The sequence below is a fragment of the Nocardiopsis sp. MT53 genome (assembly GCF_019598965.1).
In the GTDB taxonomy this organism is placed as follows: Bacteria; Actinomycetota; Actinomycetes; order Streptosporangiales; family Streptosporangiaceae; genus Nocardiopsis; species Nocardiopsis changdeensis.
In genome coordinates this window covers 702,569-728,305 of the sequence record NZ_CP080599.1, presented here as the reverse complement: position 1 = coordinate 728,305, position 25,737 = coordinate 702,569, and the positions used below count along the sequence as shown (strand labels likewise).

Genomic DNA, 25,737 nt, shown 5'->3' with positions numbered 1-25,737 from the left:
GTCCGGACACAGAAGCACCGGCACCACCCGAGGAGCATTACGTGGCCACCCTTCCCAGCGTTTCGTATTCCATCACCGTCCGCCTCGAACTGGACGCGGGGAGCACGGCCGTGGGTGGGCTCACCAACGCGGTCGAGCGCGTGGGGGGCATGATCACGGCGCTGGACGTGGCCGCCGCCGGGCACGAGCGCATCCGCATCGACGTCACCTGCGCCGCCCGCGACACCGAGCACGCCCAGGCCATCGTCGACGCCCTGGGCGCCGTCGAGGGCGTCACCGTGCACAAGGTCAGCGACCGGACCTTCCTCATGCACCTGGGCGGCAAGATCGAGATGAAGTCCAAGGTGCCGCTGCGCAACCGCGACGAGCTCTCGATGGCCTACACCCCCGGTGTCGCCCGCGTCTCCCAGGCCATCGCCGCCAACAAGGACGACGCCCGCCGCCTCACCATCAAGCGCAACAGCGTCGCCGTCGTCACCGACGGCTCCGCCGTCCTCGGGCTGGGCAACATCGGCCCCGAGGCCGCCATGCCCGTCATGGAGGGCAAGGCGGCCCTCTTCAAACGCTTCGCCGACATCGACGCCTGGCCCATCGCGCTGGACACCCAGGACGTCGACGAGATCGTCCGCACCGTCCAGCTGATCGCCCCGGGCTTCGGCGGCATCAACCTGGAGGACATCTCCGCCCCCCGCTGCTTCGAGGTCGAGGCCCGCCTGCGCGAGCTGCTGGACATCCCCGTCTTCCACGACGACCAGCACGGCACCGCCATCGTCGTGCTCGCCGCCCTGCGCAACGCCCTACGCGTCGTCGGCAAGAAGCTCGACGAGGTCCGCATCGCCATGTCCGGCGCGGGCGCGGCCGGGACCGCCATCCTCAAGCTGCTCATGCACGCCGGCGCCCGCGACGTGATCGTCAGCGACATCCACGGCGCCGTGCACACCGGGCGCGGCGAGGACATGGACTCCAACCTGCGCTGGATCGCGGAGAACACCAACCGGGCCGGCTACTCCGGCGACCTCAAGGGCGCCGTGGCCGGGGCCGACGTGTTCATCGGCGTCTCCGCCCCCAACCTGCTGACCGGCGACGACATCGCCGAGATGAACGACGACGCGATCATCTTCGCGCTGGCCAACCCCGACCCCGAGGTCGACCCGGACGTGGCCCGCCTGCACGCCGCCGTCGTCGCCACCGGCCGCAGCGACCACCCCAACCAGATCAACAACGTGCTGGTCTTCCCCGGGTTCTTCCGCGGCCTGCTCGACGCCCAGAGCAACCACGTCACCTCCGACATGATGGTCGCCGCCGCCGAGGCCCTGGCCGACGTGGTCACCGAGGACGAGCTCGGCCCCAACTACATCATCCCGAGCGTGTTCCACTCGGACCTGTCGACGCACGTGGCCACGGCCGTCCGCGAGGTCGCCCAGCGCGGCCACAAGGCCGACCGGGCCTGACGTACCGTTCCGGAACGGGTGCCGGCACGGGTTCCGGCCCCGTTCCGGGGTATGGGGTGTGGCATGGACCAGCCGACGATGACCGGGCGGCTCCTGGTGGCCGCCCCGGTGCTCCAAGAGGACTCCTTCCGCCGCTCGGTGGTGTTCGTCGTGGACGACACCCCCGAGGGCACCCTCGGCGTGATCCTCAACCGGCCGCTCGGGCTGCCCGTGGCCGACGTGGTCGTCGACTGGGGCGAGCTGGCCAGTGAGCCCGCCGTCATGTTCTCCGGAGGTCCCGTCGGCACCGGCTCGGGCATCGCCCTGGGCGTCCGGGGGCCGGACGGGCCGCCGCCCGGCTGGTCCCCTCTGGAAGGATTGGACCCCGCCTCGGGTTTGACGGGTATCGGCGTGGTCGACCTGGACAACCCCGCGCCGGTGCCGGGCACCGCCCTGGGCGGCTTCCGCGTCTTCGCCGGGTACGCCGGGTGGGGCGCCGGGCAGCTGGCCGGGGAGGTCGAGGAGGGCGCGTGGTACGTCCTGGACGCGGTCGCGGCCGACGTGTTCACCACCGACCCGGAGGGGTTGTGGTCGCGGGTGCTGCGCCGCCAGGGCGGCGACCTGGCGCTGCTGTCGACCTACCCGGACGATCCCACCCTGAACTGAGGGCGGCCCGGGACGCGGCACCCTATACCGTGGAACGCAGACTTCGAAAGGTGAGAACGATGTCGATGGACGTCCTCAACAAGGTCCTGCCGGACAGTGAGACCAGGCCGGACACCTCGCACGACGGCGGGGACCGCGAGCGGTTCTCCCACTACGTCCAGAAGGACAAGATCACGGAGAGCGCCGTCACCGGCAACCCCGTGATCGCTCTGTGCGGCAAGGTCTGGGTGCCCAACCGGGACCCGAAGAAGTTCCCGGTCTGCCCCGAGTGCAAGAAGATCTACGAGGAGATGATGGCCTGATCCGGCCCGTCCCCGCGACGCGAAGGGCCCCGGTGCGGTGCACCGGGGCCCTCGTCGTGCGCCACCGGGAGGGTCAGGCCCCGGAGCCGCCGTCCTCGTCGGCACCGTCCCCGTCGGCACCGGCCGGGCGCCTGCGGGACGCGGCCACGGCCACGCCGCCGGCGCCGACGGCCACCGCGGCGGCCGCGATCAGGCCGGCCAGGGCGACACCGGTGTTCGGCAGGCCGCCGTTGCCGCCGTCGCCGTCACCCCCGCCCGGGTTCCCGCCGCCGTCGCCGCCACCGTCGCCGCCGCCGGGGACGTCGACGTCCTCGTCGACGCTGACGGTCAGCGTGATCGGGTCGAGCCGCTCGCCCTCGCCGTAGAAGTCCGCGAAGGCGGGCACGCCCTCGGCGGTCAGGGTCGCCGGGATCGGCTCCCAGGCGAGCACGCCGTCGGTCAGGTCGTACTGCACACCGGACAGGTCGAGGTCGGCGAACGCGACGTCGTCGTAGGTGACCAGCTCGGCGTCGTCCAGCGACTTGCTGACGATGTCGGCGTACAGGGTGCCCTCGCCGCCGTCGATGACCACACGCGGGTCCCGGACGGTCATGTGCAGCAGCGGGTCGTCGTCGCCGTAGACGTGGCCCTGGAACAGGACGGTGCCCTCGAACCCGATCTCGGCGGTGGACGCCTCCAGGTCGACCTCGCCCGAGCCGTTGGTGAAGGCGAAGGTGCCGTCCTCGTTGCGGCTCGCGCCGTCGCGGGTCTCGATCGTGCCCTTGGCGATGTTGCCCACGATGTAGGTGCGGAACGACTCCCGCACGCCCCAGTCGGCGCGGCCGTTGTGGACGGTCAGCGGCCCCTCGGGGTCGGTCGGCCCCTCGGTCGGCTCCTCGGTGGGTTCCGTCGGCTCCTCGGTCGGCTCCCCGTCGCCGGCGAAGGAGACCGGCGTCCACACGTCCTGGTCGCGGTTGGCCAGGTCGTTGCGGTCGTTGAAGACGGCGACGTAGCACTGCGTCTCCAGGCAGTCGTACTCGCCGCCGCCCTTGCTGAAGGCGCCCACCACGTCGAGCGGGGTGCTGAAGGAGCCCTGCGCGTCCGGCGCGGTGTCGCCGCGCAGCCACACGCCCGAGCCGTACCAGTGGGCCGGGTAGGAGTCCGCGGCCTGCGGGATCGCGGTGAGCGCCACGTAGACGCCCGCGCCCGGCCGGAAGCCGGTGCCCGAGACGGTGACGACGTCGCCCTCCGGGTCCAGGCCGGAGGCCGGGGTGACGGTGACCGCGGGGTCGTGCACCGGGCCGGGGTTCCCCCCGGCGTCGTCGATGCCCGCCGTGAAGGACAGGGGGTCCATCGGGGTGCCCGCCGGGTAGAAGCCCGCGAACGCCTCGACGGCCTCCTCGCGCAGGGAGCCCGCGGCGGAGGTGAAGACCAGGTCCTCGCCCTCGGCGTCGACCTCGACGCCGGTCAGGTCGGCCACGGGGACCTCGCCGTACCCGGTGAGGTCGCCCGGCGGGTTGTTCGGGTTCGCCCCCAGGAACTCGCGGCTGGTGACGTCGGCGTACACCGTGGCGGTGCCGTCCGCGAACACCACGCGCGGGTCGGAGACCCGGACCTCCAGGACGGGGCCCTGGCCGTAGTCGTGGCCGGTGAAGACCACGGTCCCGGAGAAGCTCACATCGCCGGAGGCGTCCTCCTTGGAGACCGCGCCGCCCGCCGTCGGGAAGTCGATCAGGCCGTCGCCCGTGGCGGTCGCGCCGTCGGAGGCCTCGAAGCCGCCTCCGGCGATGGGGCCGGAGACGTAGTTGCGGAAGGACTCCTTGACCCCCCAGACGGCGGAGCCGCCGGAGAGCTGGAGCACCTCGTCGGCGGTGGCGGCGGGGGCGCTCGCCACCGCGAGCGCACCGCCCACCGCCGCCACACCCGCGTACGCGGTGAGGGAGCGCAGGGCGCGGCGGAGCCTTCCGCTCGTGCCGCTGCCGGTCGTACTGGTCATGGGGTTCTTCGGTTCCAATCGTGAGGGGGATGGCAGGGGCCCCGGTGACGGCGGGGCCGGTGGGGCGGGGGACGGGCGGGCCCGCGCGGAGCGGGAGCCACGGGCCCGCCCGTCCCACGGTCGCGGCGCCTAGGAGACGTCGGTGGTGAAGGAGATCGGGTCCATCGCGGCGCCCGCGGGGTAGAAGCCCGCGAACGCGTCGACGGCGCCGGCGTGCAGGGTGCCGCCCGTGGAGGTGAACTCGATCGCGGTCCCGGTGACGTCGACGTTCACCCCGGTCAGCTCGGTGACGGGGACCTCGCCGTACGAGACCGGGGCACCGGGGGGCAGGGCCGGGTTCGCGCCGTGGAACTCGCGGCTGGTGACGTCGGCGTACACCGTGCCGGTGCTCCCGTCGAACTCCACGCGCGGGTCGGAGAGCCGGACCTCCAGGACGGGGCCCTGGCCGTAGTCGTGGCCGGTGAAGACCACGGTGCCCGTGAACGACACCTCGCCGGAGATGAAGAAGGCGTCGTCGACGTCCCCGCCGGAGGTGGGGAAGTCGATCAGGCCGTCGCCCAGTTCGGTGGCGCCGCCCGAGGCCGTGTAGCCGCCTCCGGCGATGGGGCCGGAGACGTAGTTGCGGAAGGACTCCTTGACGCCCCAGGCGGCGGAGCCGCCGGAGACGGGGGCCGCGGAGGCGGCGGGGGCCGCGACCGCGATCAGGGCCGCCGCCAGGGCGGAGGCGGCGGAGACGGAGGTGAGGGTGCGGAGGGCGCGGCGGCCCGTGGTCGTGCCGCGGGTGGTCGTCAGGGCCATGGTTCGTCGATTCCCATCGTCGAGTGGAGACGGTGACCGGTCCCGGGGGTCCGGGGGGCGGGGCGGCGGATGTGGTGCCCGCGGGCCCGTGCCGGGGCACGGGCCCGCCATGGAGAGCGGGGGGTCGGTCAGGCCGCGGCCCCGTCGGGGGCGTCGTCCCCGGCGCCGCGGCGCCGGCGGGTCGCGAAGAGGGCGACGGCACCGGTCGCGGTCGCCACGGCGGCGGCCAGGAGCAGGACGGTCAGGTCGGTGCCGGTGCGCGGCAGGTCGCCGCTCGGGCGCGGACCGCTGCCGCCGCCGGAGCCCCCGGAACCGGAGCCCCCGGAGCCGGAACCGCCGGAACCCGAGCCGCCGGAACCGGAGCCGGTGTTCCCGGAGCCGTCACCCGATCCGCCCGATCCGAACGCCACCGGGACGAACACGTCCTGGCCGCGGTCGCTGGACCGGGTGTGGTCGTTGCGGGTGACCACGGCGCACTCCACGCCCGCGGAGTCGCAGTCGGTGGTGCCGTCGTCCGCCTTCACCGTGATCTGCACGCTGAAGCCGCCGTCGGTGCCCGAGCCGTCGTAGGGGACCGCCAGGCCCTCGCCGTAGGGCGGCGGGTTGCTGGAGACCCAGGCGGAGGCGCCGCCGGAGCCGTCCATGTCCACACCGCCGATGCACGGCGTCGGGGCCTGCGTGGAGCTCGCGCCGGAGATGTCGCACAGCGCGACGTAGATGCCCTTGGAGGTGTCGTAGCCGGTGCCGGTGACCGTGACGGTCTCCCCGTCGGGGTCCAGGCCCTCGGTCTTGGAGACCGAGATCCTCGGGTTCCCCGGCTCCCGCGGCAGGGGCGCCTGCGGCGCGCCGGCCTGGGTCTGCGGAGAGGTCCGCGGGCGCGCCTCCGGAGCCGGGGCGGCCTCGGGCGCCGCGAACGTGACGGGGACGCGGCCCACGACGGCCGCGGCGGGGGCGGCCGGGGCCATGACGGGGGCGCTCATCCCGGGGCCGGGCGCCTCCACGACCTCCTCGGCCGGGGCGTCGCCGCCCCAGGTGCCGGTGACCGGCCCGGAGTCCTCGGGGGTCTCCACCTCGACCAGGCGGATCTCGAAGGCGTCCGCGGCCGCGTCGAGTCCGGCCTCGGCGGCGAACCCGGCTCCGGTGACGAGGGTCGCGCTGAACGCGCCGCGCCCGCCGACCTCGACCGTCACCGCGTTCGCGGTGTCGGTGACGGCCTCCTCACGGACCTCTCCGGTGTCGGCCGCGCCGTCGGGCCCGGCCGGAACGGCGAGGGTCGCGATCTCGATGACGGATCCGGGGGTGTGGCCGAGCCCGGAGACGGTGACGGTGTCACCCTCGGGGTCCAGCCCCTCGGTCCTGTCGACGGTGGTGATCCGGGGGTGTCCGGTCTCCTCCTGCTGGGGAGCCGGCTCTGCGTACGCCGCCGCGGGCAGTGCGGTGGAGATCAGTACTGCGGCCGCGGCGGCGGCCAGGGGAGGGAGGGGCCCGCCCCGGCGCCGCCCGGTGACCGGGCGGGGGGAAACCGCTGCTTGCATCAGGGGCCTTCGGGGTTCGTGCGGGTCCGGTTCGTGTAGGGGTGACCCGCGTGATGTGCGAAACCGGTTTAGGTTACGCTTACCTTGGTCAAGTGAGCCTTACCTAACCCGGAGTTCGCGACCGGAACAGTTGAACATCGAACCATCGGGCTTGTCAAGATGGTGACAAGGTGTCATATAAAGGTCGGTGTCGTCCCCCCGGCGACCCCGATCCCCGGTCCGACCCGAAAGCGATCCCCAATGGCCCCAGCCGCCTTCCGGCCCTCCGCACACGCACGCCCCGGACGCGGGGCCCGGGCGCTCGCCGCCGCCTGCGCCCTCGCACTCGCCCTCACCGGCTGCTCGGGCGGTGCCGGAGCCCCCGACGACACCGCCTCCGGCGGCACCGGGGACATCCCCGACCTGGCCGAGAACCGCCTCCAGCCCCTGGAGGAGGACTTCGTCCAGCAACTGCCGGTGACCGTCGACTCCGTCGTGCTCGACCCCTACCGGACCAGCGAAGACCCCCTGGAGTACGAGCAGGTCGAGGTCACCGACACCTCGCGGATCCTGCCCCTCACCGGCGGCCTGGCCGAGATCGTCTTCACCCTCGGCCTGGGCGACCGGGTCGTGGGCCGCGACGTGGCCGCCACCTTCGACGAGGCCGCCGACCTGCCCGTCGTCACCAGCGGGCACGAGGTCTCGGCCGAGAGCGTCCTGGCCCTGGAGCCCACCGTGATCCTCGCCGACACCCAGACCGGGCCGCCCGAGGCCATCGAGCAGATCCAGCGCTCGGGCATCCCCGTGGTGATCATCGAGGAGGCCTGGTCCTTCGACGAGATGTACCCGCGCTTCGAACGCGTCGCCCGGGCCCTGGGCGTCCCCGACGCGGGCACCGCCCTGGCCGAGCGCACACGGGCCCAGATGGCCGAGGTCCGCGAGGGCTCCGCGGAGGCCGTCGGCTCCCCCCTCGTCGCCTTCCTCTACCTGCGCGGCACCGCCGGGGTCTACCTCATCGGCGGACCCGGCTCCGGGGCCGACGCCATGCTCGCCGAGGTCGGGGCCCGCGACGCCGGGGTCGAGATGGGCCTGACCGCCCCCTTCACCCCCATTACCAGCGAAGCGCTCATCGCAGCTCAGCCCGAGGTGATCCTGGTCATGACCAAGGGGCTGGAATCGGTCGGCGGCGTCGACGGCCTCGTCGAGATCCCCGGCGTCGCCCAGACCCCCGCCGGGCGCGACCGCGCCGTCATCGACTTCGAGGACGGGGTGCTGCTCAACTTCGGGCCCCGCACCCCGCAGGTCATCGCCGCCCTGGCCGAGGAGCTGACCGCGGTCGCGGCGGGGGAGGGCCCGTGACCGCCGTCGGAACCCCGACGTCCGCGGAGCGGACGGGCCGGGCCGCCCCGGTCACGGCCGGCCGGGCCCGGCGCCGCCTGCGCGCCGGCCTGCTGCTCGTCGGCCTGGCCGCCGGCCTGGTCGTCGTCTCGGTCGTCGCGGCGGGGATCGGCGCCTACCCGATCCCCGCCGGGCAGGTCACCGCCTCGGTCCTGGACGCCCTCGGCCTCCCGGTCGCCGGCCCCCTGCCCGACCAGGTCGCCCGCACCGTCCTGTGGGACGTGCGGTTCCCCCGCGTGGTGCTCGCCGTCACGGTGGGTGCGGCCCTGGGCGTGGCCGGGGCCATGATGCAGGGCATCTTCGGCAACCCCCTGGCCGAACCCGGTGTCATCGGAGTCTCCTCGGGGGCCGCCGTCGGCGCCATCGTCGTCATCTTCACCGGGATCACCGTCCTGGGCCACTGGACGATCATCGCGTCGTCCTTCGTGTTCGGCCTGGCCACGACCCTGTTCGTGTACGTGTTCGCGCGCTCGCGCGGGCGCACCGAGGTCGTCACCCTGCTGCTCACCGGCATCGCCGTCAACGCCATCGCCGGTGCCGCCATCGGCCTGATGACCAACTTCTCCCAGGACGCCGAGATCCAGACCATCACCTTCTGGCAGCTGGGCAGCGTGGCCACCGCCACCTGGTCCAAGGTCGCGGCGATCGTGCCCTGCCTGGTCGCCGGGATGGTCGTCATCCCGCTCTACGCGCGCCGCCTGGACCTGCTCTCCCTGGGCGAGGGGCCGGCCCGCCACCTGGGCGTGGACGTGGAGCGCATGCGCCTGGTCCTCATCATCGCCCTGGCACTGCTCACCTCGGCCGCCGTGGCCTTCGCCGGGATCGTGGCCTTCATCGGCCTGGTCGTCCCGCACATCGTCCGGATGGTCACCGGGCCCGGGCACCGCGTGCTGCTGCCGGCCAGCGCCCTGGGCGGCGGGCTGCTGCTGCTCGCCGCCGACCTGCTGGCCCGCACCGCCGCCGCCCCCGCCGAGATCCCCCTGGGCGTGGTCACCTCGGCGCTCGGCGGACCGTTCTTCTTCTACCTCCTCTACCGCACCCGCGCCAAGCAGGGAGGCTGGTCGTGATCCCCACCCTCCGACGGCGGACCCGGGCCGCCCTCGCCCCCCTGTCCCGCCCGCCCGCGCGCCCCGGCCCCGTCGCCGTCGGCGACCCCGTGCTGCGCGCCGAGGGCGTCACCGTCCGCCGCGGCGGACGCGCCCTCCTGGACGGGGTGGACCTCACCGTCCGCGCCGGGGAGCTGGTGGCACTGGTCGGGCCCAACGGCGCGGGCAAGTCCACACTGCTGGCCGCCGCGTCCGGCGACCTCGCCGCGGCCGCGGAAAGGGGCGGCGCCGACGGCGGCCGCATCGACCTCTTCGGCCGCGAGCTCGGCGCCTGGACCCCGCCCGAGCTCGCCCTGCGCCGCGCCGTCCTGCCCCAGGAGGCCTCGGTCGGCTTCCCGTTCTCCGTCGCCGAACTGGTCGCCATGGGCCGCGCCCCCTGGGCGGGGCTGGCCGACCCCGCCGAGGACGACGGGATCGTCGCCGCCGCGATGGAGGGCACCGGCGTCTCCCACCTGGCCGACCGCGGCTTCCCGACCCTGTCCGGCGGCGAACGGGCCCGCGTCATGCTCGCCCGGGTCCTGGCCCAGGACACCCCGCTGCTCATGCTCGACGAGCCCACCGCCGCCCTGGACATCCACCACCAGGAACTCGTGCTGGGCATCGCGCGTTCACTCGCCGAACGCGGCGGTGCGGTTATCGTGGTCCTGCACGATTTGGGGCTTGCGGCGGCCTACGCCCATCGTGTGGCGATACTCTCCCAGGGACGGATCGCCGCGCAGGGTCCCCCCGCCGAGGTGTTCACCGCGTCCCTGCTCAGCACCGTCTACCGGCACGAGGTCGAGGTCCTGCCGCACCCGAGGACCGGGATCCCGCTGGTCGTGCCCCTCCGGTAGGTCCACGGAGCACACGCGAGACGTCCACAGGAGTAGGTCGTATTGGTGTCCACAACGGAACGACAGCCACAGGATGACCCCGGATCCGGGGAGGGCCGACGCCGTTCCTCCGGCGGCCGCCGCCGCAAACCCCCGCCCCGCCGCCGGGCCACCCCCGGCGACGTGGTGCGCGGCATCGTCCGCTTCGTCGGCGAGATCCTGCTGACCGCGGGCCTCCTCATGCTGTTCTACGCGGCGTACGAGGTGTACGGCTCCCGGTGGGAGACCGACCGCGAGCAGGAGGGGCTGGCCCAGGGGCTGGAGGACGCCTGGGCGGAGGCCGAGGAGCGCGGTCCCGACTCCGAGCCCCTGCCCGGCAGCGCCGACAGCCGGCTGTACATCCCGTCCCTGGACCTGGACTGGGTCGTCGTCAACGGCACCACGCAGGACGACATCCGCTACAGCCCCGGGCACTACACCGAGTACCCCAGCAGCCCCGGGCAGGCGGGCAACTACGCGATCGCCGCGCACCGCACCCCCGGCCTTTTCTGGGACATCGACCTGCTGGAGAACGGCGACGTCCTGGTGCTGGAGGACGGCGAGAACTTCTACACCTACGAGGTGTTCCGCGAGGAGACGGTCGTGCCCACCGACGTGTGGGTGATCGAACCCGACCCGTTCGACGACGTCGAGGGCGCGGGCGAGGCCGAGCCGGGGCGGTCGATCATCACGCTCACCACCTGCGCCCCCAAGCTGAACAACACGCACCGGCTCATCGTGTGGGGCGAACTCGTCGAGACCACGCCCAAGTCGGAGGGCATGCCCGACTCGATCGCGCACATGGCCCCCGACGCCGCCGAGAGCGAGTGAGGAGACCCGCATGTACGGCCTGATCTGGCGCATCCTGCCCGGACCCTGGATCTCCAAGTTCATCATGGCGCTCGGCCTGCTGGCCGGGGCCGCCGCCCTGCTGTGGTTCTTCGCGTTCCCGGCGATCTCCCCCTACATGCCGTTCAACGACGGCGCCGTCGACATCGAGGGCGCGGGCGGGGCCGGCGGGGGAGCGGGGGCCGAGGAGGCCGACGAGTCGGGTGTGGTGCCGGCGGACTCCGGTGCCCCCGCGGAGGAGTCGCCCGCCGAGTGACACGGGTCCGGGCCCGGTGGACGCCCCGCCCGGCCCGGCGCCCGTGCCGGGCGGCCCGGACGGCTCCTGTGCGGAGCCCCGGGCGCGTCCCGCCGCGACACGCGCGCCCCGCGGGTCCGTCCGGAGAACCTCCGGACCCGCGGGGCTCGTGCGTGTTCGCGTCCGTATGTGCCCGTGCGCGGGCGTTCGCGGGCCTTCGCGGCGGCCGAACCGGGCCCGCGGATGTGCGCGGCACCACGGGAAGCCGACCCTGTGCGGTCGGACCGGGCCGCTAATCTCGAGCAGGTGAGTATCGGGGGACGAAACGCATGACGGTGACGCAGACCACGACCGAGGACCGCCTCAGCGGGCTCCGGGCCTGGCAGCGGGAGGCGTTCGAGGAGTACTTCCGCCGACAGCCGCGGGACTTCCTGGCGGTCGCCACGCCCGGCGCGGGCAAGACCACGTTCGCCCTCACCCTGGCGAGCGAGCTCCTCCAGCGGAACACCGTCCGCGCCATCACCATCGTCTGCCCCACCGAGCACCTCAAGAAGCAGTGGGCCGAGGCCGCCGCGCGGTTCAACATCCCCATCGACCCCGACTTCCGCAACGGACAGGGGGCCCTGGGACGGCAGTACCTCGGCGCCGCCGTCACCTACGCCCAGGTCGCCGCCCACCCGGCACTGCACCGCAACCGCACCGAGGCCCGCAAGACCCTGGTGATCTTCGACGAGGTCCACCACGCGGGCGACGCCCTGTCCTGGGGCGACGCCGCCCGCGAGGCGTTCGACCCGGCGGCCCGGCGGCTCTCCCTGACCGGCACGCCCTTCCGGTCCGACATCAACCCCATCCCGTTCGTGGACTACGTCCAGGACTCCGCCGGGGTGCGCCGCTGCTCCTGGGACTACAGCTACGGGTACGGCCCGGCGCTGGCCGACGGCGTCGTGCGCCCCGTCATCTTCATGGCGTACTCCGGCGAGATGCGCTGGCGCACCCGCGCCGGGGACGAGCTGGCCGCCCGCCTGGGCGAGCCGCTCACCCAGGACGCGCTCTCCCAGGCGTGGCGGGCCGCGCTGGACCCCAAGGGCGACTGGATCAAGCGCGTGCTCCAGGCCGCGGACCGGCGGCTCACCGAGGTCCGCAAGACCCACGCCGACGCCGGCGGCCTGGTCATCGCCAGCGACCACGAGAACGCCCGCGCCTACTCGCGCATCATCCGCCAGATCACCGGCAAGAGCGCCACCGTGGTGCTCTCCGACGACCCCACCGCCTCCAAGAAGATCACCCGGTTCGCCAAGGGCGACGACCGGTGGATGGTCGCGGTGCGCATGGTGTCCGAGGGCGTGGACGTGCCCCGCCTGATGGTCGGGGTGTACGCCACCTCCACCAGCACCGCCCTGTTCTTCGCCCAGGCCATCGGCCGGTTCGTGCGCGTGCGCAAGCGCGGCGAGGTCGCCTCGGTGTTCCTGCCCTCGGTGCCCACCCTGCTGGAGTTCGCCGGGGACATGGAGCGCGAGCGCGACCACGTCCTGGACCGCACCCCCGCCGAGGACGACGAGTACCCGGAGGAGGACCTCCTCAAGGAGGCCAACAGGAAGCGCGACACCCCCGACGCGGGGGAGGAGCTGCCGTTCGAGACGATGGAGGCGTCGGCCGAGTTCGACCGCGCCCTCTACGACGGCAACGAGTACGGCGGCGTGCCCGGCTCCACCGAGGAGGAGGACTTCCTGGGCCTGCCCGGCCTGCTGGAGCCCCAGCAGGTGGCCCAGCTGCTGCGCAAGCGCAAGGACGACATCAAGGCCGGGGAGATCAAGGCCCGCAAGAAGGACGAGCCGGTCCGGGACGAGGGCCCCACCCACGAGGTCCTGGCGAACCTGCGCCGTGAGCTGAGCGGGCTGGTCGGCGCCTGGCACCACCGCACCGGCAAGCCGCACGGGGTGATCCACAACGAGCTGCGCCGCGCCTGCGGCGGGCCGCCGGTCGCCCAGGCCACCCCGGACCAGATCCGCGAGCGCATCGCGAAGCTCCGCGTCTGGGCGGTCGGCGGCAAGTAGTAGGGGGTATTCCGGGCCATCCGGGCAAACACTTCGCAAGCTCGCGCCCGGGCTCGCGTGCTATACGTGTTCATTTCACTACAGTCCGTGAAGTGATTGGACGAAACGCACGCGGCGCGACCGCCGCACTCTGGACCGGACTGGCGATGTGCGGACTCGCCCTGAGCGGAATGGTCGCGGGCACCGCGCTGCCCGACCCCGCCGGGGCCGGAACCGAACGGGCGGCGGCGGTCCGCGGGCCCGACTGCCCGCCGGGCACCACCGCCCGCCTCGCCGAACCCGGATCGGACACCGTCACCGACAGCGGGGAGCTCACCCCCGAGCAGGCCGCCCGCTACAACGACCGGCTGCGCGAGGCGCTGCGCTCCCTGCGGTCCCACGAGATCGCCCCGCCGGGCACCGTCCCCGTCGTGGTCCACGTCATCTCCGCCACCGACGGCCGGGGCCACGTGAGCGACGCCCGCATCCGCGACCAGATCGACGTCCTCAACACCGCCTACTCCGGCGGCTACGACGCCGCCGGGGCCGACACCGGCTTCCGGTTCACCCTCTCCGAGGTCACCCGCAGCGAGAACGACGCCTGGTTCTCCGACTTCAACGGCCACCGCGACCGCATCCGCTCCGAGCTGCACCGCGGCGGCGCCGACACGCTCAACATCTACACCGCCGACCTGGGCACCGGGCTGCTCGGCTACTCCAGCTTCCCGCAGGACCACGCCGCCGCGCCCGACCAGGACGGCGTCGTCCTGGCCCACGACACCCTGCCCGGCGGCGGCCGCGAGCGCTTCGGCCTGGGCCACACCGGCACCCACGAGGTCGGCCACTGGCTGGGCCTGTTCCACACCTTCCAGAACGGCTGCACCACCCCGGGCGACTACGTCGGCGACACCCCCTACGAGCGCGAGGCCGCGGCCGGCTGCCCGCAGGGCCGCGACTCCTGCCCGCACCGCGGCGGCCGCGACCCGGTCACCAACTTCATGGACTACAGCGACGACGACTGCATGACCCACTTCACCGAGGGCCAGGCCCGCCGCATGGCCGAACACTGGGCCGCCTTCCGCTCCCCTCACCGCCCCTGACGGGGTCAGAGCCCGAGCAGCCTGCGCAGGATCAGCTCCACCCGGAACAGGACCGTGTCCTGGACCATCCCGAAGTTCCGCTCCAGCCGCAGCGGCGAGATGGCACGCAGGTCCTCGCACTTGGCATAGCTGGTCTCCTTCAACCCGGAAGAGCCCGGCTCGATCTCCACATGGGTCGGGCTCTCCCGGCGCGTGCGGGTGAGGGGCACGGCCATGACCACCGGAGGGTTCGAGTCCAGCCAGGGCTGGGCGCTGACGATGAGCACCGGCCTCCGCAGCGCCTGCTCGTGCCCGATCGGGTCGCCCAGGTCGGCCATGTGGATCTCGCCACGCCTCACCACGCGTCCTCCGCGGTCAACGCGTCGTCCCCGGAATCGGCGAGATCGTCGCCGAGGGTCCGGTCCGACGTGTACGCCTCCCGCTCGCCGGCGGACAGTTCCGCGTTGTGCCGGCGCACCTCCCGCCAGAACTCCAACTCGTCGGACTCGTCCAGGGCGCGCTCGATCGCCGCGGCCAGGGTGGTGTGCTCGCGCTTCGCACGGCGGCTGATGCGGTCGCGGAGGGCTCTGGGGACCTTGATCGTGGTATCCGTGGAAGTCATACCTCAAGTATGCATATCCACGCCCCCGAAAGTAGGCTCCCGGGGCGCGGAAACCGGGGCGCGGGGGTGTGGTTTCCTTGGGGCATGGCAGCGAACACCTACCTGACCGGGATCAAGCCCACCGGTGACTTCCACCTGGGCAACTACGTCGGCGCGATCCAGCCGGCCCTGGCGGCCGCGGACGTCTACGAGACCTACTACTTCGTCGCGGACTACCACGCGCTCAACACCGTCAAGGACGCGGACGAGCTCCGCCACAGCATCCGGTCCGGGGCTGCCACCTGGCTGGCGTGCGGGCTGGACCCGGCCAGGACGGTCATCTACCAGCAGTCCAAGGTCCCCGAGACCTTCGAGCTGACCACCATCCTCAGCGCCCTCACCCCCAAGGGCCTGATGAACCGCGCCCACGCCTACAAGGCCGCCCGCGACCGCAACAACGAGGCCGGGATCACCGACCTGGACGCCGGGGTCAACATGGGGCTGTTCAACTACCCCATCCTCATGGCCGCGGACATCCTCATCATGCAGGCCACCCACGTCCCCGTGGGCCGCGACCAGTCCCAGCACATCGAGTACACCGCCGACATCGCCGGGTACTTCAACAACCGCTACGGCGAGGGCGCGCACGGGTACTCCTTCCCCCTGCCCAAGGGCGTCATCGACGACAGCGAGGCGAGCATCCTCCCCGGCGTCGACGGCCGCAAGATGAGCAAGTCCTACGACAACCACATCCCGCTCTTCCTGCCGGAGAACAAGCTCAAGAAGGCGATCCGCCGCATCCCCACCGACTCCACCCCCGTCGAGGACCCCAAGGACCCCGACACCTCGGTGCCCTTCCAGCTCCTCACCCACTTCGCCGACGCCGACAGGACGGCCGACGTGCGCAAGCGCCTGGAGCAGGGCGGCATGGGCTGGGGCGAGCTCAAGAACGAGCTCTTCGAGGCGGTCAACGCCGAGCTGGGCCCCAAGCGCGAGCGCTACGAGGAGCTCATGGCGAACCCGAAGGAGATCGAGGACATCCTCGAAGCCGGGTCGGCCCGCGCCCGCGAGCGCGCCCGCGACGTCCTGGACCGCGTCCGCGCCGCCATCGGCGTCGCCTGAGCCGCGACACGGCAGGGGGCGGCGGGAACCCTCCCGCCGCCCCCTCGCGTGTCCGGGAAAACCACTGGTCGGGGCGGCGTGGGCACCCCTAGGCTCCCCGGCATGGAACTCGGAGTCGACGCCCCCGAGCGCACCGGCGCGCTCACCCTGTCCGACGGCCGCGCCCTGGCCTGGAGCTCGTGGGGCGACCCCGGCGGCACCCCCGTCCTGCTCTGCCCCGGCGCCGCCACCGGCCGCTCCCTGGGCTTCGGCACCCACCTGCTCGCCGGACTCGGCGTGCACCTGGTCTCGGCGGACCGCCCCGGCCTGGGCGGTTCGGACCCGGCCCCGGGCCGCACCGCCGCGGACTTCGCCGCCGACGCCCGCGCCCTCGCGGACCACCTGGGCCTGGGCCGCCCCGCCGTCGTGGGCAACTCCCAGGGGGCTCCCTTCGCCCTCGCCTGCGCCGCGGCCGGCACGGCGCGCGCCCTGGCGCTGGTCTCGCCCGCCGACGAGATCGCCCACCCCGGCCTGGCCGACCTCCTCGACCCCGGCGCGCGGGCCCTGCGCGACGCCGTGGCCGCCGACCCGGACCGCGCCGGGCGCGACCTCGCGCAACTGGGCCCCGACGGCATGTGGGACCTGGTCACCGCCCACGCCCCCGAACGCGACGCGGCCGTGTACCGCGCCCCCGCCTTCGCGGCCGCCTACCGCCGCGCCCTGGCCGAGGGCTTCGCCGGCGACGGCGCCGGGTACGCCCGCGACACCGTCCTGGCCTCCGGCCGCTGGGACCCGGCGCCGGAGCAGGCCGCCGTCCCCACCGACGTCTGGTACGGCGAACTGGACGCCTTCCACTCCCCGGACCGGGCGGCCCTGCTCACCCGCCGCATCCCCGGCGCCCGCCGCCACCTGCTGCCGGGGGAGGGCGGCTCCCTGCTGTGGACGCGCGCGGGCGACGTCCTGCGCGCCCTGCTCTCCCACCCCTGACACGGAGGAGGGCGGGACCGCACGGCCCCGCCCTCCCACCCGTCGGGGTCAGCCGACCCGCGGCTCGCCCTCCAGGGCCACGCCCGCCTCGTCCAGCTGCGCCAGCGCGGCGTCCACGGTCGGCCGCGCCACACCCGCGGTCAGGCCGAGCAGCACCCGCGTGCGCAGCCCCTCCCGCACGGCGTCCAGCGCGGTGGCCCGGACACAGTGGTCGGTGGCGATGCCCACCACGTCCACCTCGTCCACCCCGCGCTCGCGCAGCCACTCCGCCAGCGTCGTCGAGCCGTCCTCGGCGGTCCCCTCGAACCCGCTGTAGGCCGCCGTGTACCGGCCCTTGCTGAAGACCTCCTCGGCCAGCGAGGCGTCGAAGTCCGGGTGGAACTCCACCCCCGGCGTGCCCGCCTCGCAGTGCCGCGGCCAGCTGTCCACGAAGTCGGGCTCGTCCGAGAAGTGCGCCCCCGGATCGATGTGGTAGTCGCGGGTGGCGACCACGTGGTCGTACCCGCCCGAGCGCGCGTGCCCGGTCACGGCCTCCGCGGTGGCGGCGCCCCCGGCCACCGCCAGACTGCCGCCCTCGCAGAAGTCGTTCTGCACGTCCACCACAATGAGCGCTCTGGTCATGCCGGCACCCCTTCCTCTCGCAACCCGGTCCACCGGAACACGGCCGGTCAGTGGAACACCGTCGGCAGGGCGGCCTCGCCCCGCGACATCCGCAGCGCCTGCTCGGGCAGCTCGGCCACCGCGGCGCGGTGGCGCTCGCGCGCGTCGTGCACGCTCTCGCCGCCGACCACCTCGCCGTCCGACACCAGCGGCCGCAGCAGCGGGCGGGTCCCCACCGCCTCCGGCGGCTCGTAGGGGAACACCTCCTCGGCGATCGCGGTGCCCGTGTCGTCGAGCCGGCGCACCGACCACTTGCGGCCGCCCCGGCTCGGCTTGCCCACCGAGCGCTTGGCCACCGGCTCCAGCGGCAGGTCCGCGGACGTCCCGTGCGCCCGCGCCACCAGCTTGTACACCAGCGACACCGTCGGCGCGCCCGAACCGGTCACCAGGGATGTACCCACCCCGTAGCCGTCCACGGGCGCCACGGCCAGCGCCTGGATGGAGTGCTCGTCCAGGTCGCCGGTCACCACGATCCGGGTCCCGGTGGCGCCGAGCGAGTCCAGCTGCTCGCGCACCCGCCCCGCGGTCTTGCCGAGGTCGCCGGAGTCGATGCGCACCGCGCCCAGTTCCGGCCCGGCCAGCTCGACGGCGGTGCGCACGGCCCGCTCCACGTCGTAGGTGTCCACCAGCAGGGTCGTCTGCGCGCCCAGCGAGTCCAGCTGCGTGGAGAAGGCGTGCCGCTCGCTGTCGTGCAGCAGCGTGAACGCGTGCGCGGCGGTGCCGCCGGTGGGCACCCCGTAGGAGCGCCCCGCCTCCAGGTTGGAGGAGGTCGCGAACCCGGCCACGTACGCGGCGCGCGCGGAGGCGACGGCCGCCGCCTCGTGGGTGCGGCGCGAGCCCATCTCGATCAACGGCCGTTCGCCGGCCGCCACGACCATCCGGCTGGCCGCCGACGCGATGGCGCTGTCGTGGTTGAACACCGACAGGGCGAGGGTCTCCAGGATCACACCCTCGGCGAAGGTGCCCTCCACGACCAGGATCGGCGACCCCGGGAAGTAGGCCTCGCCCTCGCCGTAGCCCCACACGTTCCCGGAGAACCGGTACTCCGAGAGCCAGCGCAGGGTCGTGTCGTCCACCACACCGTTGTCGGACAGGAAGTCCAGTTCCTCGGTGCGGAACCGGAAGCCCTCCAGCTGCTCCAGGAACCGCCCGGTCCCCGCGACGACGCCGTAGCGGCGCCCCTCGGGCAGGCGCCGGGCGAACATCTCGAACACCGACGGCCGGGCCGCCGCCCCGCTGTGCAGGGCCGCCTGGATCATCGTCAGCTCGTAGTGGTCGGTCAGCAGCGCGCTGCTGCCATGGTCGTTCATGGGCATGAGCCTAATCCGTGGAGTTGTGCGACCTCACGCCGACCTGCCCTGATTCGACCGGATCGCGAACGGGGTGACCTCGGCCGACGCTAACAATACCCATTCGGTTGGTAGGGAAATTTGTTCCGATACCCTGGGAGGCATGCTGAGGATTGATCGCTCGATCTACGACCAGATCGTCGCCCACGCCCGTCGCGACCACCCGGACGAGGCCTGCGGCATCGTGGCCGGCCCCGCGGGGACCGACCGTCCCGAACGGTTCATCGAGATGGTCAACGCCGAGCGGTCCCCGACCTTCTACCGGTTCGACTCCCTCGAGCAGCTGAAGGTCTGGCGGGAGATGGACGACCGCGACGAGGAACCCGTCGTGATCTACCACTCCCACACGGCCACCGAGGCCTACCCCTCGCGCACCGACATCTCCTACGCGTCCGAGCCCAACGCGCACTACGTGCTCGTGTCCACCAGGGACCCCGAGACCGCGGAGCTGCGCTCCTACCGGATCCTGGACGGCGAGGTCACCGAGGAGCCGGTGGAGATCACCGGGTAGCACCCCGCCCCGCCCGACGGGGCCCGCGGAATGGCCGTGGGAGGCGCCTCGTTGGGACTGTACGCACACCAACCACGTTCACGGGAAGACACACCTATGGCCATCGAGGTCCGCATCCCCACCATCCTGCGCAACCTGACCGGCGACGCCAAGGCCGTCGAGGGCAGCGGCGACACCCTGGGCGAGCTGTTCAGCGACCTGGACAGCCGCTACCCGGGCATCGGCGCGCGCCTGGTGGACGACGGCAAGCTGCGCCGCTTCATCAACGTGTACCTCAACGACGAGGACGTGCGCTTCGTCGGCGGCCTGGAGGCGAAGCTCTCCGACGGCGACAACGTCACGATCCTGCCCGCCGTGGCCGGCGGAAGCCGCTAGGCGCGCCCATGCGCTACGAATCCCTGCTCGACTCCCTCGGCGGCACGCCGCTCGTCGGCCTGCCCCGGCTCTCGCCCTCCCCGGAGGTCCGGCTGTGGGCGAAGCTGGAGGACCGCAACCCGACCGGGTCCATCAAGGACCGCGCCGCGTTCTTCATGATCGAACAGGCGGAGAAGGACGGGCTGCTCTCCCCCGGCTGCACCATCCTGGAGCCGACGTCGGGGAACACCGGCATCTCCCTGGCGATGGTCGCCAAACTCCGCGGCTACCGCATGGTCTGCGTCATGCCGGAGAACACCTCCCAGGAGCGCAGGCAGCTCCTCGCCATGTGGGGCGCCGAGGTCCACTTCTCCGACGCGGCCGGCGGTTCCAACGAGGCGGTCCGCGTCGCCAAGGAGATGGCCGCCGCACACCCCGACTGGGTGATGCTCTACCAGTACGGCAACCAGGCCAACGCCCGCGCCCACTACGAGACGACCGGCCCCGAGCTCCTCGCGGACCTGCCGGAGATCACCCACTTCGTGGCGGGTCTGGGTACCACCGGAACGCTCATGGGTGTGGGCCGCTACCTGCGCGAGCACCGGCCGGACGTGCGGATCGTCGCAGCCGAGCCGCGCTACGGCGAGCTCGTGTACGGCCTGCGCAACCTCGACGAGGGGTTCGTCCCGGAGCTGTACGACGAGTCGGTGCTCACCACGCGGTTCTCCGTGCCCGCCGACGCCGCCCTCAGGCGGACCCGGGAACTCCTGGACAAGGAGGGCATCTTCGCCGGGATCTCCACCGGCGGGGCGCTGCACGCCGCGCTGGGCATGGCCCGCAAGGCGGAGCGGGCGGGGGAGCGCGCCGACATCGCGTTCGTCATCGCCGACGCCGGGTGGAAGTACCTGTCGACGGGGGCCTACGAGGGGACGCTGGAAGAGGCGGAGGAGCGCCTCGACGGCCAGCTCTGGGCCTGACCCGCACGCGCCCCCAGGGGGCGGCATCCCGGACCCGGGGTGCCGCCCCCGCCGTGTTCCCACGGCCGGTGTCCGGATGCGGACGCGGCACCCCCGCGCACGTCGGCGGGCCGGAAACGGACCGTAATACGGCGGGAACGAACCACACGGAACGTGTCATATGGTGTGAAAAATTCACACGTGATCGAGGTCGCGTGAGATGCAGGACACATTTTGTACCACCCGGGCGGCCATTGGGGTAGACCCGTAACAACGGGACAACCGCTGAACCAGCCGCCATCCGTACTCCGCGCACACGGTCGGGGGTGCCACGGAGCCGCGCGGCCCTTCGAGAAGGCGACGACGACGTGCGACTCACGATTATCGGGTCCTCCGGGAGCTTCCCGGGGCCGGACAGCCCCGCCTCCTGTTACCTGGTCGAGGCCGACGGCTTCCGCCTGCTCCTCGACATGGGCAACGGCGCACTCGGCGCGCTCCAGCGGCACGTCGACATCTACTCCGTCGACGCCGTCTACCTCAGCCACCTGCACGCCGACCACTGCTTCGACCTGTGCTCGTACTGGGTCGCCCGGATGTTCCACCCCGACGGCGCCAAACCCCGGATCCCCGTCTACGGCCCCAGCGGGGTCTCCGAGCGCGTCGCCGAGGCCTACGGCCTGGACCCCGACCCCGGCATGACCGAGGTCTTCGACTTCCACGAGCTCACCCCCGGGACCCTCGGCATCGGCCCCTTCACCGTCCGCGTGGACCGCGTCAACCACCCGGTGGAGGCCTTCGGCATCCGCCTGGAGCACAACGGCGCCAGCATGGCCTACTCCGGGGACACCGGCGCCTGCGACTCCCTCGTCGACCTGGCCTCCGACACGGACCTGTTCCTGTGCGAGGCCGCCTTCCAGGACCACGTCGAGCACCCCAAGGACATGCACCTCACCGGCAGCGAGGCCGGCGAGCACGCCAGCCGCGCCCGGACCCGCAGTCTGCTGCTCACCCACCTGGTGCCGTGGAACGACGACGACGTCACCCTGGCGGAGGCCCGATCCACCTACGACGGGCCCATCGACCTGGCCCGCAGCGGACGGACGCACACCATCGGCGGCTGAGCGTGGCGTGGGTCCCACCGCGCGCACGCCTTCGCGACACCCGCCCCCGGGGCGAGCGCGCACGTATACGCTCTTGACCATGGCCCGACCTGACGGACGAGTTCCGACCCAACTCCGCCCCGTGACGATCACCCGCAACTGGCTGCGCCAGGCGGAAGGCTCCGCGCTCATCGAGTTCGGGGACACCCGAGTGCTGTGCGCCGCCACCGTCGAGGACGGTGTCCCGCGCTGGCGCCGCGGCACCGGCGAGGGGTGGGTCACCGCCGAGTACGCGATGCTGCCCCGCGCCACCGACACCCGCGGCGCCCGCGAGTCCGTACGCGGCAAGATCGGCGGCCGCACCCACGAGATCTCCCGCCTCATCGGCCGCTCCCTGCGCGCGGTCGTCGACTTCAAGGCGATGGGGGAGCACACCATCACCCTGGACTGCGACGTCCTCCAGGCCGACGGCGGCACCCGCACCGCCGCCATCACCGGCGCGTACGTGGCCCTCGCCGACGCCGTGAAGTGGCTGCGCAAGCGCCGCAACCTCAAGAACAACCCGCTCACCGGCTCCCTGGCCGCGGTCAGCGTCGGCGTCGTCCAGGGCCAGCCCCGGCTGGACCTCAACTACCTCGAGGACTCCGTCGCCGACATCGACATGAACGTCGTCCTCACCGGCGACGGGAAGTTCATCGAGGTGCAGGGCACCGCCGAGGGCGCGGCGTTCGACCGCGAACTGCTCGACAAGCTGCTCGACCTGGCCGTCGGCGGCTGCGAGGAACTGACCGGCCTCCAGAAGAAGGCCCTGGCGGAGTGACCGTACTCAACGGCACCCGGATCGGCGGCGTCGCCGGAGAAGGGGGAATCGTGAAGATCGTGCTGGCCACCCGCAACGCCAAGAAGGTGCCCGAGCTGCGCGCCATCCTCGCGGACGCCGGGGTGAGCGCCGAGGTGCTGTCCCTCGACGCGTTCCCGGACGCACCGGAGGTCCCCGAGACCGAGCCGTCGTTCGTCGGCAACGCCCTGCTCAAGGCGCGCGCGATCGCCGCCCACACGGGGCTGCCCGCGGTGGCCGACGACTCGGGGCTCAGCGTCGAGGAGCTGCGGGGCATGCCGGGCGTGCTCTCGGCCCGCTGGGCCGGCCGCTTCGGCGCGGACGACCAGGACCGGGCCAACCTGGAGCTGGTCCTGGACCAGCTGGCGGACACCCCGCCGGAACGCCGCGCCGGCGCGTTCGTGTGCGCCGCGGCCCTGGTCCTGCCCGACGGCACCGAGGTCGTGACGGAGGGCGAGATGCGCGGCCGGGTGATCCGCGAGCCCCGGGGGGAGAACGGGTTCGGCTACGACCCGGTCTTCGTCCCGGAGGGCGAGAGCCGCACCACGGCCGAGCTGTCCCCCCAGGAGAAGAACGCCATCAGCCACCGGGGGATCGCCTTCCGCAAGCTGGCGGCGGAGATCGCGGCGATGGTCTGACGCGGTCCCGCGCGCGTCGAGGGGCGGCCCGTCCGGGCCGCCCCTCAAGCTTTCGACCTGGGATGACGGGAAAAGTTCCCCGATACCGGTTTGAGGCCGGGGCCGCAGGGGCAGGACCACCCTCGTCCGACGAAACGGCCGCGGCCGCACACGATCCCCGGTGTGGGGGGTCCACAACCCGCGGAGATCGCCTGAGGGCAGGGGTTCCCGCCCCGCCGACCAGGCGATTTGACGTCGCATCAGCTGTTACCTACACTCGAACGAGTCGCTGCGGGACGGCGAGCGCCCAGAGGGCGTGTTCGGCCCCGGACCGCGTCGAAGCGGCACCTCCTATTCACTCCGACCAGAGCGTCACGGGCATGCGCCCGCAGGCGGTAGGCTTCGGAGGCGGCCCTGAAAAGGGCGGCGAAGGGAAACAGGAATTCTTCACTCCTGGTCGGTCCATTCCGGACCACGCCGATTTGGCGGGGAACGGGAACACTGATAAAGTGAAGACACAACAAAGCGGAAACGCAGACGCCTTCCACGGAAGAGCACACGGGACCCAAGGGTTCCGGGCTTGTACGGGAAGGGCGGTTGCTTCTTGAGAACTCAACAGCGCGTGTTCGATTTTTACAGCCAAGTTTGTTTTGGCCCCGTCACACGAGAATCGGTGAGATTCGAGTGTGCGAGGTTCCTTTGATTGAGCCAGACATGGTTCGGTCAGGATTTCTTCTAGGTTTCCGGCCCCCTTGTGGGGTTCGGTGCAAGACCTTTATGGAGAGTTTGATCCTGGCTCAGGACGAACGCTGGCGGCGTGCTTAACACATGCAAGTCGAGCGGTAAGGCCCTTCGGGGTACACGAGCGGCGAACGGGTGAGTAACACGTGAGCAACCTGCCCCTGACTCCGGGATAAGCGGTGGAAACGCCGTCTAATACCGGATACGACCCTCCTCCGCATGGTGGGGGGTGGAAAGTTTTTCGGTCGGGGATGGGCTCGCGGCCTATCAGCTTGTTGGTGGGGTAACGGCCTACCAAGGCGATTACGGGTAGCCGGCCTGAGAGGGCGACCGGCCACACTGGGACTGAGACACGGCCCAGACTCCTGCGGGAGGCAGCAGTGGGGAATATTGCGCAATGGGCGAAAGCCTGACGCAGCGACGCCGCGTGGGGGATGACGGCCTTCGGGTTGTAAACCTCTTTTACCACTCACGCAGGCCCCGGGTTCTCCCGGGGTTGACGGTAGGTGGGGAATAAGGACCGGCTAACTACGTGCCAGCAGCCGCGGTAATACGTAGGGTCCGAGCGTTGTCCGGAATTATTGGGCGTAAAGAGCTCGTAGGCGGCGTGTCGCGTCTGCTGTGAAAGACCGGGGCTTAACCCCGGTTCTGCAGTGGATACGGGCATGCTAGAGGTAGGTAGGGGAGACTGGAATTCCTGGTGTAGCGGTGAAATGCGCAGATATCAGGAGGAACACCGGTGGCGAAGGCGGGTCTCTGGGCCTTACCTGACGCTGAGGAGCGAAAGCATGGGGAGCGAACAGGATTAGATACCCTGGTAGTCCATGCCGTAAACGTTGGGCGCTAGGTGTGGGGACTTTCCACGGTTTCCGCGCCGTAGCTAACGCATTAAGCGCCCCGCCTGGGGAGTACGGCCGCAAGGCTAAAACTCAAAGGAATTGACGGGGGCCCGCACAAGCGGCGGAGCATGTTGCTTAATTCGACGCAACGCGAAGAACCTTACCAAGGTTTGACATCACCCGTGGACCTGTAGAGATACAGGGTCATTTGGTTGGCGGGTGACAGGTGGTGCATGGCTGTCGTCAGCTCGTGTCGTGAGATGTTGGGTTAAGTCCCGCAACGAGCGCAACCCTTGTTCCATGTTGCCAGCACGTAATGGTGGGGACTCATGGGAGACTGCCGGGGTCAACTCGGAGGAAGGTGGGGACGACGTCAAGTCATCATGCCCCTTATGTCTTGGGCTGCAAACATGCTACAATGGCCGGTACAATGGGCGTGCGATACCGTGAGGTGGAGCGAATCCCTAAAAGCCGGTCTCAGTTCGGATTGGGGTCTGCAACTCGACCCCATGAAGGTGGAGTCGCTAGTAATCGCGGATCAGCAACGCCGCGGTGAATACGTTCCCGGGCCTTGTACACACCGCCCGTCACGTCATGAAAGTCGGCAACACCCGAAACTTGTGGCCTAACCCTTCGGGGAGGGAGTGAGTGAAGGTGGGGCTGGCGATTGGGACGAAGTCGTAACAAGGTAGCCGTACCGGAAGGTGCGGCTGGATCACCTCCTTTCTAAGGAGTCTTTCAAGGCCAACACTTTTCCGATGGTTGGCCGGACTCGAAAGTGGACCCGATGCTCCTGGCCCTGGTGGCCGGTGAGAGGTCGGGATGGCTGTAGAAATTCATATCGAAC

Annotated in this window: 25 protein-coding genes and 1 rRNA gene; 19 read left to right on the top strand and 7 right to left on the bottom strand. The window is 71.9% G+C overall.

What is annotated here, in order from left to right:
* The first annotated feature begins 41 nt into the window (after positions 1 to 41).
* The 3 genes from K1J57_RS03035 to K1J57_RS03025 all read left to right on the top strand — a co-directional run bounded on the left by K1J57_RS03035 (position 42) and on the right by K1J57_RS03025 (position 2,398).
* Entirely contained in the window at positions 42 to 1,451 is a 1,410-nt protein-coding gene (locus K1J57_RS03035; protein ID WP_220562958.1) for an NAD-dependent malic enzyme, read from the top strand.
* A gap of 63 nt (positions 1,452 to 1,514) precedes the next feature.
* Positions 1,515 to 2,096, top strand: coding sequence for a YqgE/AlgH family protein (locus K1J57_RS03030; RefSeq protein ID WP_220562957.1), 582 nt, complete (start codon positions 1,515 to 1,517; stop codon positions 2,094 to 2,096).
* 59 nt (positions 2,097 to 2,155) lie between these two features.
* Entirely contained in the window at positions 2,156 to 2,398 is a 243-nt protein-coding gene (locus K1J57_RS03025; RefSeq protein WP_220562956.1) for a DUF3039 domain-containing protein, read from the top strand.
* A 73-nt stretch (positions 2,399 to 2,471) separates the two neighbouring features.
* Here the strand turns inward: K1J57_RS03025 and K1J57_RS03020 are convergent, their stop codons facing one another.
* The 3 genes from K1J57_RS03020 to K1J57_RS03010 form a co-directional block, all read right to left on the bottom strand.
* Positions 2,472 to 4,373 (bottom strand): HtaA domain-containing protein, encoded by a 1,902-nt coding sequence (locus tag K1J57_RS03020; RefSeq protein WP_220562955.1) that lies wholly within the window; start codon positions 4,371 to 4,373, stop codon positions 2,472 to 2,474.
* Positions 4,374 to 4,502: 129 nt separating this feature from the next.
* Entirely contained in the window at positions 4,503 to 5,171 is a 669-nt protein-coding gene (locus K1J57_RS03015) for an HtaA domain-containing protein (protein WP_220562954.1), read from the bottom strand.
* 128 nt (positions 5,172 to 5,299) lie between these two features.
* Entirely contained in the window at positions 5,300 to 6,706 is a 1,407-nt protein-coding gene (locus tag K1J57_RS03010; protein ID WP_220562953.1) for an LPXTG cell wall anchor domain-containing protein, read from the bottom strand.
* A 240-nt stretch (positions 6,707 to 6,946) separates the two neighbouring features.
* On the opposite strand from K1J57_RS03010, the gene K1J57_RS03005 reads away from it, so the two are divergent.
* The 7 genes from K1J57_RS03005 (at position 6,947) to K1J57_RS02975 (ending at position 14,257) form a co-directional block, all read left to right on the top strand.
* Positions 6,947 to 8,044 (top strand): hemin ABC transporter substrate-binding protein, encoded by a 1,098-nt coding sequence (locus K1J57_RS03005; RefSeq protein WP_220562952.1) that lies wholly within the window; start codon positions 6,947 to 6,949, stop codon positions 8,042 to 8,044.
* A 77-nt stretch (positions 8,045 to 8,121) separates the two neighbouring features.
* Positions 8,122 to 9,150 (top strand): iron ABC transporter permease, encoded by a 1,029-nt coding sequence (locus tag K1J57_RS03000; RefSeq protein WP_255647108.1) that lies wholly within the window; start codon positions 8,122 to 8,124, stop codon positions 9,148 to 9,150.
* Positions 9,147 to 10,022, top strand: coding sequence for a heme ABC transporter ATP-binding protein (locus K1J57_RS02995; RefSeq protein ID WP_370634592.1), 876 nt, complete (start codon positions 9,147 to 9,149; stop codon positions 10,020 to 10,022). Before K1J57_RS03000 ends, K1J57_RS02995 begins: the two co-directional genes overlap by 4 nt.
* A 42-nt stretch (positions 10,023 to 10,064) precedes the next feature.
* The gene (locus K1J57_RS02990; RefSeq protein WP_220562950.1) at positions 10,065 to 10,871 is read left to right on the top strand and encodes a class E sortase; all 807 of its coding nucleotides are present in this window, start codon (positions 10,065 to 10,067) and stop codon (positions 10,869 to 10,871) included.
* A gap of 10 nt (positions 10,872 to 10,881) precedes the next feature.
* Positions 10,882 to 11,145, top strand: coding sequence for a hypothetical protein (locus K1J57_RS02985; protein ID WP_220562949.1), 264 nt, complete (start codon positions 10,882 to 10,884; stop codon positions 11,143 to 11,145).
* Positions 11,146 to 11,453: 308 nt separating this feature from the next.
* A complete protein-coding gene (locus K1J57_RS02980; RefSeq protein WP_220562948.1) occupies positions 11,454 to 13,178 on the top strand; it encodes a DEAD/DEAH box helicase in 1,725 nt (574 codons plus the stop codon).
* 146 nt (positions 13,179 to 13,324) lie between these two features.
* A complete protein-coding gene (locus K1J57_RS02975; RefSeq protein WP_220565318.1) occupies positions 13,325 to 14,257 on the top strand; it encodes a zinc metalloprotease in 933 nt (310 codons plus the stop codon).
* A gap of 5 nt (positions 14,258 to 14,262) precedes the next feature.
* Here the strand turns inward: K1J57_RS02975 and K1J57_RS02970 are convergent, their stop codons facing one another.
* Both K1J57_RS02970 and K1J57_RS02965 read right to left on the bottom strand, forming a co-directional pair.
* Entirely contained in the window at positions 14,263 to 14,595 is a 333-nt protein-coding gene (locus K1J57_RS02970; protein WP_220562947.1) for a type II toxin-antitoxin system PemK/MazF family toxin, read from the bottom strand.
* On the bottom strand, positions 14,592 to 14,858 hold the full coding sequence (locus K1J57_RS02965; protein WP_220562946.1) for a hypothetical protein: 267 nt from the start codon (positions 14,856 to 14,858) through the stop codon (positions 14,592 to 14,594). Before K1J57_RS02965 ends, K1J57_RS02970 begins: the two co-directional genes overlap by 4 nt.
* 84 nt (positions 14,859 to 14,942) lie before the next feature.
* On the opposite strand from K1J57_RS02965, the gene K1J57_RS02960 reads away from it, so the two are divergent.
* Both K1J57_RS02960 and K1J57_RS02955 read left to right on the top strand, forming a co-directional pair.
* Positions 14,943 to 15,959, top strand: a complete 1,017-nt coding sequence (locus K1J57_RS02960; protein ID WP_220562945.1) for a tryptophan--tRNA ligase — start codon at positions 14,943 to 14,945, stop codon at positions 15,957 to 15,959.
* A gap of 102 nt (positions 15,960 to 16,061) precedes the next feature.
* A complete protein-coding gene (locus K1J57_RS02955) occupies positions 16,062 to 16,925 on the top strand; it encodes an alpha/beta fold hydrolase (RefSeq protein WP_220562944.1) in 864 nt (287 codons plus the stop codon).
* A 48-nt stretch (positions 16,926 to 16,973) separates the two neighbouring features.
* Here K1J57_RS02955 and K1J57_RS02950 read toward each other — a convergent pair whose 3' ends face one another.
* The gene (locus tag K1J57_RS02950) at positions 16,974 to 17,546 is read right to left on the bottom strand and encodes a nicotinamidase (RefSeq protein ID WP_220562943.1); all 573 of its coding nucleotides are present in this window, start codon (positions 17,544 to 17,546) and stop codon (positions 16,974 to 16,976) included.
* Between the two features lie 47 nt (positions 17,547 to 17,593).
* The gene (locus K1J57_RS02945; RefSeq protein WP_220562942.1) at positions 17,594 to 18,895 is read right to left on the bottom strand and encodes a nicotinate phosphoribosyltransferase; all 1,302 of its coding nucleotides are present in this window, start codon (positions 18,893 to 18,895) and stop codon (positions 17,594 to 17,596) included.
* A 142-nt stretch (positions 18,896 to 19,037) separates the two neighbouring features.
* Here K1J57_RS02945 and K1J57_RS02940 point away from each other — a divergent pair, with 142 nt between their 5' ends.
* The 7 genes from K1J57_RS02940 to K1J57_RS02910 all read left to right on the top strand — a co-directional run bounded on the left by K1J57_RS02940 (position 19,038) and on the right by K1J57_RS02910 (position 25,616).
* Positions 19,038 to 19,445 carry a Mov34/MPN/PAD-1 family protein gene (locus K1J57_RS02940; protein WP_220562941.1) on the top strand — a complete coding sequence of 136 codons (408 nt, stop codon included), beginning with the start codon at positions 19,038 to 19,040 and terminating at the stop codon, positions 19,443 to 19,445.
* A gap of 96 nt (positions 19,446 to 19,541) precedes the next feature.
* Positions 19,542 to 19,820 (top strand): MoaD/ThiS family protein, encoded by a 279-nt coding sequence (locus tag K1J57_RS02935; RefSeq protein ID WP_220562940.1) that lies wholly within the window; start codon positions 19,542 to 19,544, stop codon positions 19,818 to 19,820.
* A gap of 8 nt (positions 19,821 to 19,828) precedes the next feature.
* Positions 19,829 to 20,776, top strand: a complete 948-nt coding sequence (locus tag K1J57_RS02930) for a PLP-dependent cysteine synthase family protein (RefSeq protein ID WP_220562939.1) — start codon at positions 19,829 to 19,831, stop codon at positions 20,774 to 20,776.
* A gap of 347 nt (positions 20,777 to 21,123) precedes the next feature.
* Positions 21,124 to 21,876, top strand: a complete 753-nt coding sequence (locus K1J57_RS02925) for an MBL fold metallo-hydrolase (RefSeq protein ID WP_220562938.1) — start codon at positions 21,124 to 21,126, stop codon at positions 21,874 to 21,876.
* Between the two features lie 121 nt (positions 21,877 to 21,997).
* Complete coding sequence (gene rph, locus K1J57_RS02920; RefSeq protein WP_305082822.1) at positions 21,998 to 22,675, top strand: ribonuclease PH; 678 nt, start codon at positions 21,998 to 22,000, stop codon at positions 22,673 to 22,675.
* A 50-nt stretch (positions 22,676 to 22,725) separates the two neighbouring features.
* Positions 22,726 to 23,331 carry an RdgB/HAM1 family non-canonical purine NTP pyrophosphatase gene (rdgB, locus tag K1J57_RS02915; RefSeq protein WP_220565317.1) on the top strand — a complete coding sequence of 202 codons (606 nt, stop codon included), beginning with the start codon at positions 22,726 to 22,728 and terminating at the stop codon, positions 23,329 to 23,331.
* A gap of 753 nt (positions 23,332 to 24,084) precedes the next feature.
* Positions 24,085 to 25,616, top strand: a 16S ribosomal RNA gene (locus K1J57_RS02910).
* The last annotated feature ends 121 nt before the right edge of the window (positions 25,617 to 25,737 follow it).